Origin of the sequence: Streptomyces sp. NPDC058576, assembly GCF_042718715.1 — a bacterium.
Taxonomy (GTDB): domain Bacteria; phylum Actinomycetota; class Actinomycetes; order Streptomycetales; family Streptomycetaceae; genus Streptomyces.
Genome location: NZ_JBHXPF010000055.1, coordinates 16,495 through 32,001, shown reverse-complemented (window position 1 = coordinate 32,001; position 15,507 = coordinate 16,495). Strand labels below are relative to the sequence as shown.

The following is a 15,507-nucleotide window of genomic DNA, read 5'->3' as shown; positions in this document are numbered from 1 at the left end:
ATGCGCAGCTACCTGCTGAGGCGGCTGCCCTCCGCCCTCCTCGTCCTGTTCGCCGCCTCCTTCCTCGTCTTCACCATCCTGCGGCTCGTCCCCGGCGACCCCGCGACCTCCCTCGCCGGGCCGGACGCCTCCCCGGCCACCGTCGCCGCGATCCGCGACCGGCTCGGCCTCGACGCGCCCCTGATGACCCAGTACGCGCACTGGATCGGCTCCCTGCTCACCGGCGACCTCGGGCCCTCGTACGCGATCGGCGGCCAGGTCTCCGACCTGATCGGCGACGGGCTCGGCGCGACCGCCGAACTGACCGTGGCCGCGCTGCTGTTCGTCATCGTGCTCGGTGCTGCCTTCGGCATCCTCGGGGCCACCTCCCGCAGCCGCTGGATCCGCAGCGCGATCCGCGTCACCACGACCGCCGCGCTCGCCGTGCCGCCGTTCGTCAGCGGAGTGCTCCTCGTCGTGCTGTTCGCCGTGGTCCTCGGCGTGCTGCCGCCGGGTGGCCGGGTGGCCTTCCTCGACGCCCCCGACCTCGCCGCCCAGTACCTGCTGCTGCCCGCGCTCTGCCTCGCGCTGCCCAGCGCCGCCGTCCTCGGCCGCTACCTCAAGGACGGGATCGAGCGGGCGCTGGCCGAGGACTACATCCGCACCGCCACCGCCGCCGGAGTCGCCCCGCGCCGGCTGCTGTGGCGGCACGCGCTGCCGAACGCCCTCCCGCCCGTCGTCACCCTCCTCGGCATGCAGACCGGACACCTGCTCGGCGGAGCCGTTCTGGTCGAGGCGATCTTCGCCTGGCCGGGCCTCGGCCAGCTCGCCGAACAGGGCCTCCAGCGCCGCGACTACCCCGTCGTCCAGGACCTGCTGCTCCTCCTGGTCGCCGTCTTCGTCGTCGTCCAACTGCTCACCGACCTCGTCTACGCCTGGCTCGACCCCCGGATCAGGTGGGAGTGACCGCCATGACCTCGACCCCCGACCTCGCCCCGGCCTCCCCGGAGGCCCTGCCCGACAGCCCGCGGAAGGAGGCGCTGCCCGACGGCCCGCGGAAACCGGCCCGGCCCACGGCCGCCCGCCGCCCCCGCCACCCCTACCGCGCCGCCCTCGCCACCGCCCGCGCCCGGACGGGCCTGGTCCTCGTCGGCGTGGTCGTCCTCGCCGGTCTGCTCGCCCCGCTGCTGGCCGGGCACGGGCCCACCGACCAGAGCGGCCAGAGCCTCGCCGCCCTCGGCACCCCCGGGCATCCACTCGGCACCGACGACCTCGGGCGCGACCTGCTCAGCCGGGTGCTGTACGGCATCCGCGCCGACCTCGGGATCATCGCGATCGCCGTCCCCGTCGGCGCGGTGCTCGGCTGCCTGTCCGCCCTGGCCGCGGCGGCCCACCCGGTCGCCGACACGCTCGTCCAGCGGGTCTTCGACCTCATCCTGGCCTTCCCCGGCCTGATCCTCGCGCTCGCCGTCACCGCGATCCTCGGGCCGGGCCGGCTGCCCGTCGTCCTGGTCATCGCGCTCGCCGAGATCCCCGCGTTCGGGCGGCTGCTGCGCGGCGGGATCCTCGTCCAGCGGGAGCGGGAGTACGTCACCGCAGCCCGGGTCGGGGGCAGTTCGGGCCCCCGGGTGCTCGTCCGGCACATCCTGCCCAACGCCGCCGACCCGCTGATCGTCCAGATCGCCGTGTCGCTGACCGTCGCCGTCTTCATCGAGGGCGCGATGAGCTTCCTCGGCGTGGGCGTCCGGCCGCCGGAGCCGACGCTCGGCTCCGTCCTGAGCCAGTCGATGCCCTACCTCGACCAGGCCCCGCACTTCGCCGCCGGGCCGCTGATCACCGTGACCGCGCTCGTCCTCGGACTCTCGCTCATCGCCGAGGCGCTCAACCGGGAGACACGCCGATGACCGCACCGGACTCCGCCTCCTCGCGGCCGCCCCGCCACCTGCTCGAAGTCCGCGACCTCGGCGTCGACTTCACCGGCCCCGACGGCTCGCCCCTGCACGCCGTGCGCGGCCTCTCCTTCACCCTCCGCCGGGGCGAGACCCTCGCCGTCGTCGGCGAGTCCGGCTCGGGCAAGTCCACCACCGCGCTCGCCCTGACCCGGATGCTCCCCGGCACCGGCCGCATCGCCACCGGCTCCGTCCTCCTGGACGGCCAGGACCTCGCCGCCGCCACCGACGAGGAGCTGCGGGCGGTGCGCGGCGCGCGCATCGGCATGATCTTCCAGGACCCGATGACGGCCCTGAACCCGGTGCTGAGCGTCGGCCGCCACCTGGACGAGGTGCTGCGAGCCCACGGCGGCCGACAGAGGGGCAAGGGTGCCCGCGCCGCCCGCCGGGCCCGCGCGGTCGACCTGCTGGACCGGGTCGGCATCCCCGAACCCCACCGGCGTATCGACGACCACCCGCACCAGTTCTCCGGCGGGCAGCGCCAGCGCATCCTCATCGCGATGGCCCTGGCCGGCGAACCGGACATCCTGCTGGCCGACGAACCGACCACCGCGCTGGACGCCACCGTCCAGGAGCAGATCCTCAGCCTCCTCGCCGACCTCAACCGGGACACCGGCACCGCGCTCGTCCTCATCACCCACAACATGGGCGTCGTCGCCCGCTCCTGCGCACGTGTCCTCGTCATGTACGGCGGCACCGCCGTGGAGGACGGGCCCACCGCCGAGGTGCTCGCCCGCCCCCGCCACCCGTACACCGCGGGCCTCCTCGCCGCCGTGCCCCGGCTCTCCTCGCCCTCCGGCACCCGGCTCACCGGCATCCCCGGCACCCCGCCCGACCTCGCGCTGCTCGGCGACGGCTGCGCCTTCGCGGAGCGGTGCACGCTCGTCGAGGACCGCTGCCGTACGGGGACGCCGCCGCTCGTCGAGCTGCCCGGCGGCGTACGGGCCGCCTGCCTGCCCGCCGCCGGGCGCACCGATCCGCTGCCCGCGCCCGCGCCGCCCGCCCGCATCGACCGGCCCGCGCCCGGGCCCGTGGTGCTGGCGGCGGACGGGCTGGTCAAGACCTACCGGCGGCGCGGGGTCCGGGGGAGGGGGTTCACCGCGCTGGACGGGGTGTCGCTGACCCTGGCCGAGGGGGAGACCCTGGGGATCGTGGGGGAGTCCGGCTCGGGGAAGTCGACCCTGGCCCGGGTCCTCGCGCACGCCCACCCCTCGGACGGGGGCACGCTGCGACTGCGCGGCGAGGACGTCACCCGGCCCTCGCGGCGCGAGCTGCACACGGTGCGCCGGCAGGTCCAGATGGTGTTCCAGGACCCCTACGCCTCCCTCAACCCCCGTATGACCGTGGGGCAGATCGTGGCCGAGCCGCTCATCGCCTTCGGCCTCGGCGACCGGGACGAGCGGGCGGCCCGGGTGGCCGAGCTGCTCACCCTCGCCGGACTCGACCCGGCCGTCGCCGACCGGCACCCGCGCTCGTTCTCCGGCGGCCAGCGTCAGCGCATCGGCATCGCCCGGGCGCTCGCCCCCGACCCGTCCGTCCTCATCTGCGACGAACCCGTCTCCGCGCTCGACGTGTCCGTGCAGGCCCAGATCGTCGGCCTGCTCACCGACCTCCAGCGGGACCTGGGCCTGGCCCTGGTCTTCATCGCCCACGACCTCGCCGTCGTCCGCCAGGTCAGTCACCGCATCGCGGTCATGCACCGGGGCCGGATCGTGGAGACCGGCAGCGCCGACGAGATCTGCGAACACCCCCAGGACCCGTACACCCGGGCCCTGTTGGCGGCAGCACCCGAGCCCGTACCCGTACAGCCCGCGATCGGGAAGACCGAGGTGCTCGCGTGAACGCCTGCTGCGCTCCGGGACGCGCCGGTACGGGATCGGCGCGCGCGACGGCCGTCCTGCCCCTCCCGGCGGTACGCCGGTCGGCCGCCGCCGCGCCCGGCGAGATGGCCGAACTGCCCGGCGGGACCTTCCGGATGGGCGACGCCTTCGGCGAGGGGTACCTCGCCGACCGGGAGGGGCCCGTACGGGACGTCACCGTGGCCCCCTTCGCCATCGACACGACCGCCGTCACCAACGCCGACTGGGCGGCCTTCGCGGCCGCCACCGGCTACCGCACCGACGCCGAACGCCACGGCAGCAGCTACGTCTTCCACCTGCTGGTCCACCCGAAGGCCGCCGAGCGCCACCTCCTGGGGCGGGTGCCCGGCGCGCCCTGGTGGTTCGGGGTCGCGGGCGCGACCTGGGACGCCCCGGAAGGACCGGGCTCCGGCCTCGCCGACCGGGCCGACCACCCGGTCGTCCACGTCTCGTACGACGACGCCCTGGCCTACTGCGACTGGACCGGGACCCGGCTGCCCACCGAGGCCGAGTGGGAGTACGCGGCACGCGGCGGCCTGGACGGGGCGCGCTATCCGTGGGGCGACGACCTCACCCCCGACGGCCGGGAGATGTGCAACATCTGGCGCGGCCGTTTCCCGCACCGCTCGGAGCGCCCCGGGGGCCGCACCGGCACCGTGCCCGTCACCGCGTACGAACCCAACGGCCACGGGCTCCACAACACTTCCGGCAACGTCTGGGAGTGGTGCGCGGACGCCTTCGGACCCGGGACACGCGTCATCCGGGGCGGCTCGTACCTGTGCCACGCCTCGTACTGCAACCGCTACCGGGTCGCGGCCCGATCGCACAACACCCCCGACTCCTCGACCGGACACGGCGGCTTCCGCCGCGCCCGAGACCTGGCCCCGAAGGGACGGAACACCCCGTGAAGGCCGTCATGGTGATGTTCGACAGCCTCAACCGGCACCTGCTCCCGCCGTACGGGGCCGACTGGATCCACGCCCCCAACTTCGCCCGCCTGGCGGACCGTACGGTCACCTACGACCAGTGCCACGCGGGCTCCATGCCGTGCATGCCGGCCCGCCGCGAACTGCACACCGGGCGCCACAACTTCCTGCACCGGGGCTGGGGACCGCTGGAGCCGTTCGACGACTCGATGCCTGAGATCCTGAAGCGGCGCGGCGTCTACACCCACCTCGTCAGCGACCACCAGCACTACTGGGAGGACGGCGGGGCCACCTACCACGGCCGGTACAACTCCTGGGAGTTCTTCCGGGGCCAGGAGGGCGACCCCTGGAAGGGCCAGGTCGCCGACCCGGAGATCCCGGCGAACCTGCGCGCCGCCCGGAGCGACCTCTGGCGGCAGGACTGGGTCAACCGGCAACACCTGGACACCGAGGCCAAGCAGCCGCAGACCCTCACCTTCGACGCCGGACTGGAGTTCCTGCGCACCAACCACACCGAGGACGACTGGTTCGTCCAGATCGAGACCTTCGACCCCCACGAACCCTTCTTCACACAGGACCACTACAAGGACCTCTACCCGCACGACTACGACGGCCCGCACTTCGACTGGCCCGACTACAACCGGGTCACCGAGACCGAGGAGCAGGAGAGCCACGCCCGCTACGAGTACGCGGCGCTGCTCTCGATGTGCGACCACTCGCTCGGCCGGGTCCTCGACGCGATGGACGGACACGGACTGTGGGACGACACGCTGCTGATCGTCTGCACCGACCACGGGTATCTGCTCGGCGAGAAGGGCTGGTGGGCGAAGGTCGTCACCCCTTGGTACAACGAGCTGGTCCACACCCCGCTCTTCGTCCACGACCCGCGCCGCCCGGACCGGGACGGCACCCGCGACGGCGCTCTCGTCCAGACCGTCGACCTCGCGCCGACCCTGCTGGACTTCTTCGGGGCCGAGATCCCGCCGGACATGCGGGGCCGCCCGCTTCGGGAGACCGCCGACGCCCAACAGAGCAGGGGCGCGGCACTGTTCGGGATGTTCGGCGGACATGTGAACGTCACCGACGGGCGGTACGTCTACATGCGGGCCTGCCACGACGGCACCAACCAGCCGCTGTACGAGCACACGCTGATGCCCACCCGCATCCGCGGCCGCTTCACCCCCGAGGAGCTGACCGGCCTCACCCTGGCCGAACCGTTCCCCTTCACCAAGGGCGTGCCCACCCTGCGCATCCCGGCCCACCCGTCCCCGCTCCTGGGCCCGCAGCGCTTCGGCACACTCCTCTTCGACCTGGCGGCCGACCCGCACCAGGAGCAGCCGATCACCGACGACGCGGTCGAACTGCGCATGCTCCGGCTGCTGGTGGAAGGGCTGCGGGAGAACGACGCCCCCGCCGACCAGTACGCCCGCCTGGGTCTCCCGCGCACCCCCGAGGAGGTCACCGAGGCGCATCTGCTGGTCGACGCCCAGCGCGACCGGGCCGAGGCCGGACGCCAAACCGCCGCCCGCTCGGACGAGTTCATCGAAGGCGCGGTCAACCTCCGTACCCCGCTGGCCGAACTGCTCGCGGATCCCGTCGCCGCCGACGCCGTCCGCCGGATCGTGCCCGGGCTGCTCGACACCGAGCTGCTGACCGTCCGGGGCGGCTCCACCCTCCTCCAGATCGCCGCCTTCACCGGCCACCCCGCACGGGCCCAGCTCACCGCCGTGGCCGAGGAACTGGCCCGACTTTTCCCGCTGCCCGACGACCACCACCCGAGCCGTGACGGAGAGCCCCGCCGATGACCACCGAACCCACCCGACGCGACCCCTACGACGGCTTCCCCGGCCGGATCGGCCGCACGTTCGCCGAGTCCGAGCCTTCCTGGCCGCCGCGCCCCACCGCAGACGCGAAAGCCCCCAACATCGTCGTCGTCCTCGTCGACGACATGGGCTACAGCGACATCGGCCCCTTCGGCTCCGAGATCGCCACGCCGACGCTCGACGGGCTCGCCGAGAACGGCGTACGGCTCTCCAACTACCACACCATGCCGCTCTGCTCCCCGGCCCGCGCCGCCCTGCTCACCGGCCTCAACCCGCACCGCGTCGGCTACGCCATGGTCGCCAACTCCGACCCGGGCTTCCCCGGTTACGGCATGGAGATCGCCGACGACATCCCCACCCTCGCCGAACTGCTCCACGACACCGGCTACGCCACGTACGCCGTCGGCAAGTGGCACCTGGTCCGCGACTCCGCCTCCAACGCCGCCGACGACCGGGACAACTGGCCGCTGAACAAGGGCTTCGACCGGTACTACGGCGTCCTCGAAGGCCTCACCAGCCTCTTCCACCCGCACCAGCTCGTCCGCGACAACAGCCCCCTGGACATCGACGACTTCGCCGACGACTACTACTACACCGACGACATCACCGACCAGGCGATCTCCATGGTCAAGTCGCTGCGCGCCCACGACCCCGACAAGCCGTTCTTCCTCTACCTGGCCCACAACGCCGTCCACGGCCCGCTCCAGGCCAAGCCCGAGGACATCGCCCGCCACCGGGGCCGCTACGACGAGGGCTGGGACGTCCTGCGCACACGCCGCTTCGCCGCCCAGCTCGCCGCCGGACTTCTGCCGCCCGGCACCGAACTGCCCGACCGCAACAGCGAGGCCGGCCTCGACGTCCCGGCCTGGGACAGCCTCACCCCGGAGCAACAGCGGCTCTACGCCCGCTACATGGAGGTGTACGCGGCGCTCGTCGACAACATCGACCAGAACCTGGCCCGGCTCACCGACACCCTCGAAGCGCTCGGCGAACTCGACAACACCATCATCGTCTTCACCTCCGACAACGGCGGCACCGGCGAAGGCGGCGCGGAAGGCACCCGCTCCTACTTCAGCCGCTTCGTCCACCACCCCGCGCTGCCCGGCGACTGGACCCCCGACGTCGACCGCGACCCCGAACTCATCGGCGGCCCGCGCAGCCTGGTCCACTACCCGCGCGGCTGGGGCATGGCCTCCAACACCCCGTTCCGGCTGTACAAGGGGCATACGTACGCCGGCGGGGTCCGCGTCCCGTTCGTCCTGTCCTGGCCGAAGGGCGCCCGCGAGGGGAAGCTGGCCCCCGGGGTGCGCCCGCAGTACCAGTACGTCACCGACATCGCCCCCACCCTGTTGCGGCTCGCCGGACTCGACCGCCCGGCCGAGCGCCGCGGCGTCACCCTCCAGGAAGCGGACGGCACCAGCTTCACCCCCGTACTCGCCGACCCGGACCACGCCTCCACCCACCCCGAGCAGTACTGCGAGATGACCGGCAACCGCAGCTACTACCGGGGCGGCCACAAGCTCGTCACCCTCCACCGACCCGGCACGCCCTACGACGACTCCGAGTGGGCGCTGTACGACATCCGGACCGACCCCACCGAGATCCACGACCTGGCCGCCGAACGCCCGCACGTGGTCAGCGAGTTGTCGGCGGCCTGGGAGGCGGCAGCCTGGCGCAACGGGGTCTTCCCGCTCCCCGACGGCAGCGGCGCGCTCGCCCGCCGCAACCCCGCCGAACAACGGCTGACCCGTCAGCTGACCCTGCTGCCCGGCACCCCGGAACTGGAGCGCTACCGCTCCTCCCGGCTGGTGTCGCTGCGCTCCTTCGAGATCACCGTCGTCATCGACGGGACGGGGGAGGGGGTGCTCGTCTCCCACGGCGACCAGGGCGGCGGCTACAGCCTGTACGTGGAGGACGGCCGGCTCCACCTCGCGTACAACGAGTACGGAGTCCTGCACGAGACCGACGCGGGCCCGCTCGCGCCGGGGGACCACGTCGTCGTGCTCGCCGCCGAGGCGGAGAAGGGCCTGCGCTGGTCGTTCACCGTCAGCGTGGACTCAGAGGTGAGGGCCACCCCGCCCAGCGTCCACCAGCTCATCGGCATGGCGCCGTTCCAGGGCATCAGCATCGGGATCGACCGCAAGTCCCCCGTCTCCTGGCCCCTGTTCGAGCGCCACCGGACCTTCCCCTACGGGGGCGCCCTGCGCTCGGTCACCTACACGCCCGGCGAGCCGGGCCCCGACGCGCCGGAAACGGTGGCCGCCGTACTCAAGGAGGCGGCGGCGGCCTTCGAGTGAGCGGACCGTCCGGCCCCGGGATCCAGGGCCCCGGGACCCAGGGGCCCCGGGGACCCCCGGGGCCGGACGGCCCCCCACCCGTCACCGCTCGCCCAGCAACCCCGCCAACGCCCCCCGGCTGCCCCGCAGCTCCTCCAACCGCTGGTCCATCGCCGCCAGTTCTCCGTCCAGGATCTCCCGCAGTTCCGCACACCAGTCGAACCCCGGCTGCTCGCCCCGGGCGCACGGCAGCACCTCACGGATCACCTCGGTGGACAGGCCGGCCCGCAGCAGCGCGCGGATCTTCGCCACGGACAGGATCGCGTCCTCGTCGTAGGCGCGGTAGCCGTTCGTCCCGCGCCGGGCCGCCAGCAGCCCCTGCGCCTCGTAGTAGCGCAACGACCGCGCGCTCACGCCCGTCCGCCGGGACAGCTCCCCGATCAGCATGCTTCCCCCACCCCTCCCGGCTTGACCTTGTCACCGGTGTCAAGGCCTAACGTCCGGACCATGAACGAAGATTCCCCGCACATCGCGCACCTCGACGGCCGGCCGGCGACCACCGACGACCTCGCACCGCTCGCCTTCGCCGGTCACGCCCACTTCACCGCCCTGCAGATCCGCGGCGGCCGGGTCCGGGGCCTCGACCTCCACCTGGCCCGGCTGCGGACCGCGTCGGTCGAGCTGTTCGGCCGGGCCCTGCCCGATGACCTGGTCCGCTCCCATCTGCGTACGGCACTCCGCGACGGACCGGCCGACCTCTCGCTGACGGCCACGGTCTATGCGACGAGCGGCGAGTTCACCGCGGCCGACGGGGACCTCGCGCTGCTCGTGCGGACCGGGCCGCCGTCGTCCGGCCCCGGCGGCCCGCTCGCCCTCGCCGCCGTCGAGCACGAGCGGTTCCTGCCGCACGTCAAGCACGTCGGCGAGGTCGCCAAGACGCACCTCCTCCGGCGGGCCGTCGCCGACGGCTTCGACGACGCCGCGTTCCTGGACCGGAACGGCCGCTTCAGCGAGGCGACCATCTGGAACCTGGTGTTCTGGGACGGCGAGGAAGTGGTGTGGCCCGAGGCCCGGATCCTGACCGGAACGACGCTGGGCATCGTCCGCCGGCAGCTGACCGCGCTCGGAATCCGACAGCGGGTCGCGGCCGTCACCCCGGACGACTTGCCCGCCCTCGCCGGAGCCGCCGTCATGAACTCCTGGACGCCCGGCGTGGCGGTCCACCGGATCGGCCCCGCCGCGCTGCCCGCCGCGCCCCGCCTCCTCCAGGCGCTCCACCGGGCGTACGAGGCGGAGCCGCTCACCGCGCTCTGAGCAGTCGGCCGCAACCGGCAGCGGTCAGGCCGGCCGGCGCAGGTCCAGCATCTGGAACACCTTGTCGTAGCGGCGTTCGCCGACGGCGACGAAGTCGGGCAGCCGGCCGTATTCGCTGAAGCCGAGCGACCGGTAGAGCTCCAGCGCGCCGGTGTTGTCGCCGCGGGCGTCCAGGGTGAGGACCTCGATGCCGGCCTCCTCGGCGTCGGCGATCAGCGCGGAGGCCAGCGCACGGCCCACGCCGCGGCCCTGGACGGAGGCGTCCACCGCGAGCCTCTCCAGATCGGCGTGCGGACGGTGCGTCGGCCGTGCGTAGCGACGCCAGTAGCCGAGTCCGACCAGCCGGCGGCCGAGGTACGCGGCCCGCAGAGCGGCGTCCGAGGCGCGCGCCTCGGAGACGACGCGGCCGAGGAGTTCCGCCACGTCGTCGTGCGAAGGCGGCTCGACCCAGCCCAGCGCGGCTCCGCCGGCGACCAGATCCGCCAGGATCCGGTGGGCCGACGCCGTGAACGCGGCCGCCGACTCCGGATCGGCGGCCGGCTGCCGGGCGTCGAGGACGACGAGGTCGGTGCTCGCACCGCTGGTCGGGGCCGGATTCATGAGCGGCAGCCTACCGGCCGGCCCCGAACGCGACCGGACCCCGCGCCCTGTCCGAAGGGACGGGGACGCGGGGTCCGGGACTCCGTGAAAGCTCAGCCCACGTACGCGCCGCTCGCCGTCAGCCGCAGGGCCGTGTCGATCAGCGGAACGTGGCTGAACGCCTGCGGGAAGTTCCCCACCTGGCGCTGGAGGTTGGAGTCCCACTCCTCCGCCAGCAGCCCCAGGTCGTTGCGGAGCGACAGCAGCTTCTCGAACAGCTGCCGCGCCTCGTCGACCCGGCCGATCATCGCGAGATCGTCCGCCATCCAGAACGAGCAGGCCAGGAACGCGCCCTCGTCGCCCGCCAGACCGTCGACGCCCGCGTCCTCACCCTCCGTCGGATAGCGCAGGATGAAGCCGTCCTCCGTGGACAGCTCCCGCTGGATCGCCTCGATCGTGCCGATGACCCGCTTGTCGTCCGGCGGCAGGAAGCCCATCTGCGGGATGAGCAGCAGGGAGGCGTCCAGCTCCTTCGACCCGTAGGACTGGGTGAAGGTGTTGCGCTCCTTGTCGTAGCCGCGCTCCAGGACGTCCCGGTGGATGTCGTCGCGCAGCTGGTACCACCGCTCCAGAGGGCCCTCCACGTCCCCCGACTCGACCAGCTTGATCGTCCGGTCGACCGCGACCCACGCCATCACCTTCGAGTGAACGAAGTGCCGGCGCGGCCCGCGCACCTCCCAGATGCCCTCGTCGGGCTCCTCCCAGTGCTTCTCCAGATACTCGATCAGCTTCAGCTGGAGGCCCATGGCGTAGTCGTTGCGGGTGAGACCCGTCATGTGCGCCAGGTGCAGTGCCTCGGTGACCTCGCCGTAGACGTCGAGCTGGAGCTGGTTGGCGGCGCCGTTGCCGACGCGGACCGGGCCGGAGTTCTCGTACCCGGGCAGCCAGTCCAGCTCCGCCTCGCCGAGCTCGCGCTCCCCGGCGATGCCGTACATGATCTGGAGGTTCTCCGGGTCGCCCGCCACCGCCCGCAGCAGCCACTCACGCCACGCACGCGCCTCTTCCCGGTAGCCGGTGCGCAGCAGCGAGGAGAGGGTGATCGCGGCGTCCCGCAGCCAGGTGTAGCGGTAGTCCCAGTTCCGTACGCCCCCGATCTCCTCGGGCAGCGACGTGGTCGGGGCCGCGACGATGCCGCCGGTCGGCGCGTACGTGAGGGCCTTGAGCGTGATCAGGGAGCGGACGACCGCCTCCCGGTAGGGCCCGTGGTACGTGCACTGGTCGACCCATTCGCGCCAGAAGTTCTCCGTCGCCTCCAGCGAGTTCTCCGGCTCCGGGAGGGCCGGCGGCTCGTGGTGCGAGGGCTGCCAGCTGATCGTGAACGCCACCCGGTCGCCGGGGGCCACCGTGAAGTCGGAGTACGTCGTCAGATTCTGGCCGTAGGTCTCCGCCTCGGTGTCCAGCCAGACGGAGTCCGGCCCGGCGACCGCGACCGTGCGGTTGTCGACCTTGTGCACCCACGGCGTCACCCGGCCGTAGCTGAAACGCATCCGCAGCTCCGAGCGCATCGGCACCCGGCCGCTGACGCCCTCCACGATCCGGATGAGCTGCGGCGCGCCGTCTCGCGGGGGCATGAAATCGGTCACCCGTACGGTGCCGCGCGGCGTGTCCCACTCCGATTCGAGGATGAGGGAGTCGCCGCGATAACGCCGCCGGTCGGCGAAGGCTGGTTCCGTTCCTTCCGCTCTTGCGGGGCCCAGGCGCCAGAAGCCGTGCTCCTCGGTGCCCAGCAGCCCCGCGAACACGGCGTGCGAGTCGAAGCGGGGCAGGCACAGCCAGTCGGCTGTGCCGTCCCGGCAGACCAGGGCAGCGGTCTGCATGTCTCCGATGAGTGCGTAATCCTCGATGCGCCCGGCCACGTGCGTCTCCAGTCGAACGGCCATGTCGCCCCGTCAAAGGGCGCTTACTGCGGGTCAAGGGGGTCGTAGGGTCTTTCACCCGGGAAGATCCGACGAGTTCCTGTACCGGTGGGCGGCCTGGGTGGTGCCGCCGCCCGGCCGTCTCGGCAGCGAGTGTTTGAGCAGGATACGACGCACCACGAAGATCCGCGCGACGGTGCCCGCAAGATCTCTGAGCTGATCGGGTGGGACGTGAAATGCCTGGGGTGATGGTGTGACGCCTCTGTGCAGGGTGTGGCCGGAAGCAGCCTCCCGCCGTCGCTGTTACCCTGGTAGCCCGTGGACCGGTGGTCGTCTCTGACAGCGGACGAGGCCCCCGAACCGCAGCGACGGCACCCCCGGAATCTCCGGTTCGGCGGCCGGTACGCACCTCAGATTCGCGACCACGGGAGCCCCCTTTGGCTATGCAGCCCACATCCACGACGACCAAGCACATCTTCGTCACCGGGGGTGTCGCCTCCTCCCTCGGCAAGGGTCTGACTGCCTCCAGCCTGGGTGCCCTGCTCAAGGCGCGGGGTCTGCGGGTCACCATGCAGAAGCTCGACCCCTACCTCAACGTCGATCCGGGCACGATGAACCCCTTCCAGCACGGTGAGGTGTTCGTCACCAACGACGGCGCCGAGACCGACCTGGACATCGGCCACTACGAGCGCTTCCTCGACGTCGACCTCGACGGCTCCGCCAACGTGACGACCGGCCAGGTCTACTCCCAGGTCATCGCCAAGGAGCGGCGCGGCGAGTACCTGGGCGACACCGTCCAGGTCATCCCGCACATCACCAACGAGATCAAGCACCGCATCCGCCGCATGGCCACCGACGACGTGGACGTCGTCATCACCGAGGTCGGCGGCACGGTCGGCGACATCGAGTCGCTGCCGTTCCTGGAGACCGTCCGCCAGGTCCGCCACGAGGTCGGCCGGGACAACGTCTTCGTCGTGCACATCTCGCTGCTGCCCTACATCGGCCCCTCCGGCGAGCTGAAGACCAAGCCCACCCAGCACTCGGTCGCCGCCCTGCGCAACATCGGCATCCAGCCCGACGCCATCGTGCTGCGCGCCGACCGCGAGGTCCCCACCGCCATCAAGCGCAAGATCTCGCTGATGTGCGACGTCGACGAGGCCGCCGTGGTGGCCGCGATCGACGCCAAGTCGATCTACGACATCCCCAAGGTGCTGCACACCGAGGGCCTGGACGCCTACGTCGTGCGCAAGCTCGACCTGCCGTTCCGCGACGTCGACTGGACCACCTGGGACGACCTGCTGGACCGGGTCCACAACCCCGACCACGAGGTCACCGTCGCGCTGGTGGGCAAGTACATCGACCTGCCCGACGCCTATCTCTCGGTCACCGAGGCGATCCGTGCCGGCGGCTTCGCCAACAAGGCCCGGGTCAAGGTCAAGTGGGTCACCTCCGACGACTGCCGCACCGCCGCCGGCGCCGCCGAGCACCTCGGCGACGTGGACGCGATCTGCATCCCGGGCGGCTTCGGCGAGCGCGGTGTCGACGGCAAGGTCGGCGCCATCCGCTACGCCCGTGAGAACAAGGTCCCGCTGCTGGGCCTCTGCCTCGGCCTCCAGTGCATCGTGATCGAGGCGGCCCGCTCGCTCGCCGAGATCCCCGACGCCAACTCCACCGAGTTCGACGCCGCCACCTCCCACCCGGTCATCTCGACGATGGAGGAGCAGCTCGCCTTCGTCGAGGGCGCGGGCGACCTGGGCGGCACCATGCGGCTCGGTCTCTACCCGGCCAAGCTCGCCGAGGGCTCCCTCGTCCGCGAGGCCTACGCCGGTGAGCCGTACGTGGAGGAGCGCCACCGCCACCGCTACGAGGTCAACAACGGCTACCGGTCCGAGCTGGAGAAGAAGGCCGGACTGGTCTTCTCCGGCACCTCCCCGGACAACAAGCTCGTCGAGTACGTCGAGTACCCGCGTGAGGTCCACCCCTACCTGGTCGCCACCCAGGCGCACCCGGAGCTGCGCTCGCGCCCGACCCGCCCGCACCCGCTCTTCGCGGGTCTGGTGAAGGCCGCCGTCGCGCGCCAGGTCGCCGCCGCGGAGGGCGCGGACGCGTAACACCGAGGCATTACGGTTGACCGGGGTACGGATCCTGTACGGATCGGTGCCCCGGTTTCCTTTGGTTCGTGGGAGGACGTAGGCACATGGGTATCCAGGACACGCCCGAGGAGTGGCAGGTCACCGCGACGGTGACCCCCTTCACCGGCAACAAGACCAGCGTCCGCACCGACCAGGTGGTGATGCCCGACGGCTCCGTCCACGGCCGTGACTACCAGGTCCACCCGGGCTCCGTCGCGGTCCTCGCGATCGACGACGAGGACCGCGTCATCGTGCTGCGCCAGTACCGCCACCCGGTACGCCACCGGCTCTGGGAGATCCCGGCCGGACTGCTCGACATCCCCGGCGAGAACCCCCTGCACGCCGCTCAGCGCGAGCTGTACGAGGAGGCGCACGTCAAGGCCGAGGACTGGCGGGTGCTGACCGACGTCTACCCCACGCCCGGCGGCTGCGACGAGGCCGTGCGGATCTTCCTCGCCCGTGATCTCTCCGAGGCGGAGGGCGAGCGGTACGCGGTCTCCGAGGAGGAGGCCGACATGGAACACGCCCGGGTGCCGCTGGCCGAGCTGGTCCGCTCGGCCATCGCGGGGGACGTGCACAACAACTGTCTGGTCGTCGGGGCGCTCGCGCTCACCGCTGTCCGCGCGGGCGACGGCGTCGACTCGCTGCGCCCCGCCGAAGCGCCCTGGCCGGCCCGGCCCTTCGAGGCCTGACGGCCGGTCCGTTCCCCGCCCGACCCCCGATCGGTCACAAAAGACGAAGAAACGAAGAAACG

12 protein-coding genes are annotated in these 15,507 nt (G+C 72.4%); 9 read left to right on the top strand and 3 right to left on the bottom strand.

Translation table 11 applies throughout. The features are described 5' to 3' along the window. From ACFWRV_RS29130 to ACFWRV_RS29105, 6 genes are all read left to right on the top strand, one after another. Positions 1 to 945, top strand: a complete 945-nt coding sequence (locus tag ACFWRV_RS29130; protein ID WP_384338710.1) for an ABC transporter permease — start codon at positions 1 to 3, stop codon at positions 943 to 945. After that, positions 942 to 1,883: an ABC transporter permease gene (locus ACFWRV_RS29125; RefSeq protein ID WP_384338709.1), complete on the top strand. Its 942-nt coding sequence runs from the start codon at positions 942 to 944 to the stop codon at positions 1,881 to 1,883. The genes ACFWRV_RS29130 and ACFWRV_RS29125 overlap by 4 nt, the downstream gene beginning before the upstream one ends. Beyond that, positions 1,880 to 3,769, top strand: a complete 1,890-nt coding sequence (locus ACFWRV_RS29120; protein WP_384338708.1) for a dipeptide ABC transporter ATP-binding protein — start codon at positions 1,880 to 1,882, stop codon at positions 3,767 to 3,769. The genes ACFWRV_RS29125 and ACFWRV_RS29120 overlap by 4 nt, the downstream gene beginning before the upstream one ends. A gap of 104 nt (positions 3,770 to 3,873) precedes the next feature. Beyond that, the gene (locus ACFWRV_RS29115; protein ID WP_384338737.1) at positions 3,874 to 4,695 is read left to right on the top strand and encodes a formylglycine-generating enzyme family protein; all 822 of its coding nucleotides are present in this window, start codon (positions 3,874 to 3,876) and stop codon (positions 4,693 to 4,695) included. Next, entirely contained in the window at positions 4,692 to 6,518 is a 1,827-nt protein-coding gene (locus ACFWRV_RS29110) for a sulfatase (protein ID WP_384338707.1), read from the top strand. Before ACFWRV_RS29115 ends, ACFWRV_RS29110 begins: the two co-directional genes overlap by 4 nt. After that, the gene (locus ACFWRV_RS29105) at positions 6,515 to 8,833 is read left to right on the top strand and encodes an arylsulfatase (RefSeq protein WP_384338706.1); all 2,319 of its coding nucleotides are present in this window, start codon (positions 6,515 to 6,517) and stop codon (positions 8,831 to 8,833) included. Before ACFWRV_RS29110 ends, ACFWRV_RS29105 begins: the two co-directional genes overlap by 4 nt. A gap of 81 nt (positions 8,834 to 8,914) precedes the next feature. On the opposite strand, the gene ACFWRV_RS29100 is transcribed toward ACFWRV_RS29105, so the two are convergent. After that, positions 8,915 to 9,259 carry a MerR family transcriptional regulator gene (locus ACFWRV_RS29100; protein ID WP_384338705.1) on the bottom strand — a complete coding sequence of 115 codons (345 nt, stop codon included), beginning with the start codon at positions 9,257 to 9,259 and terminating at the stop codon, positions 8,915 to 8,917. A gap of 60 nt (positions 9,260 to 9,319) precedes the next feature. Here ACFWRV_RS29100 and ACFWRV_RS29095 point away from each other — a divergent pair, with 60 nt between their 5' ends. Further along, on the top strand, positions 9,320 to 10,126 hold the full coding sequence (locus ACFWRV_RS29095; protein ID WP_384338704.1) for an aminotransferase class IV family protein: 807 nt from the start codon (positions 9,320 to 9,322) through the stop codon (positions 10,124 to 10,126). Positions 10,127 to 10,150: 24 nt separating this feature from the next. Here the strand turns inward: ACFWRV_RS29095 and ACFWRV_RS29090 are convergent, their stop codons facing one another. Together ACFWRV_RS29090 and ACFWRV_RS29085 are read right to left on the bottom strand one after the other, a co-directional pair. Then, on the bottom strand, positions 10,151 to 10,726 hold the full coding sequence (locus ACFWRV_RS29090; RefSeq protein WP_384338703.1) for a GNAT family N-acetyltransferase: 576 nt from the start codon (positions 10,724 to 10,726) through the stop codon (positions 10,151 to 10,153). Positions 10,727 to 10,818: 92 nt separating this feature from the next. Then, complete coding sequence (locus ACFWRV_RS29085) at positions 10,819 to 12,621, bottom strand: glycoside hydrolase family 15 protein (protein ID WP_384338736.1); 1,803 nt, start codon at positions 12,619 to 12,621, stop codon at positions 10,819 to 10,821. Positions 12,622 to 13,064: 443 nt separating this feature from the next. Between ACFWRV_RS29085 and ACFWRV_RS29080 the strand changes: the two genes are divergently transcribed. Then, positions 13,065 to 14,732 (top strand): CTP synthase, encoded by a 1,668-nt coding sequence (locus tag ACFWRV_RS29080; protein ID WP_384338702.1) that lies wholly within the window; start codon positions 13,065 to 13,067, stop codon positions 14,730 to 14,732. A gap of 86 nt (positions 14,733 to 14,818) precedes the next feature. Then, entirely contained in the window at positions 14,819 to 15,445 is a 627-nt protein-coding gene (locus ACFWRV_RS29075) for an NUDIX domain-containing protein (RefSeq protein ID WP_384338701.1), read from the top strand. Positions 15,446 to 15,507 lie beyond the last annotated feature (62 nt).

Bases quoted from the DNA above. Each gene is read 5' to 3' on its own strand.
- ACFWRV_RS29130 (WP_384338710.1), top strand. From the start codon at position 1: ATGCGCAGCTACCTGCTGAGGCGGCTGCCCTCCGCCCTCCTCGTCCTG.
- ACFWRV_RS29105 (WP_384338706.1), top strand. From the start codon at position 6,515: ATGACCACCGAACCCACCCGACGCGACCCCTACGACGGCTTCCCCGGC.
- ACFWRV_RS29080 (WP_384338702.1), top strand. From the start codon at position 13,065: ATGCAGCCCACATCCACGACGACCAAGCACATCTTCGTCACCGGGGGT.
- ACFWRV_RS29095 (WP_384338704.1), top strand. From the start codon at position 9,320: ATGAACGAAGATTCCCCGCACATCGCGCACCTCGACGGCCGGCCGGCG.
- ACFWRV_RS29120 (WP_384338708.1), top strand. From the start codon at position 1,880: ATGACCGCACCGGACTCCGCCTCCTCGCGGCCGCCCCGCCACCTGCTC.
- ACFWRV_RS29075 (WP_384338701.1), top strand. From the start codon at position 14,819: ATGGGTATCCAGGACACGCCCGAGGAGTGGCAGGTCACCGCGACGGTG.
- ACFWRV_RS29100 (WP_384338705.1), bottom strand. From the start codon at position 9,259: ATGCTGATCGGGGAGCTGTCCCGGCGGACGGGCGTGAGCGCGCGGTCG.
- ACFWRV_RS29090 (WP_384338703.1), bottom strand. From the start codon at position 10,726: ATGAATCCGGCCCCGACCAGCGGTGCGAGCACCGACCTCGTCGTCCTC.
- ACFWRV_RS29115 (WP_384338737.1), top strand. From the start codon at position 3,874: ATGGCCGAACTGCCCGGCGGGACCTTCCGGATGGGCGACGCCTTCGGC.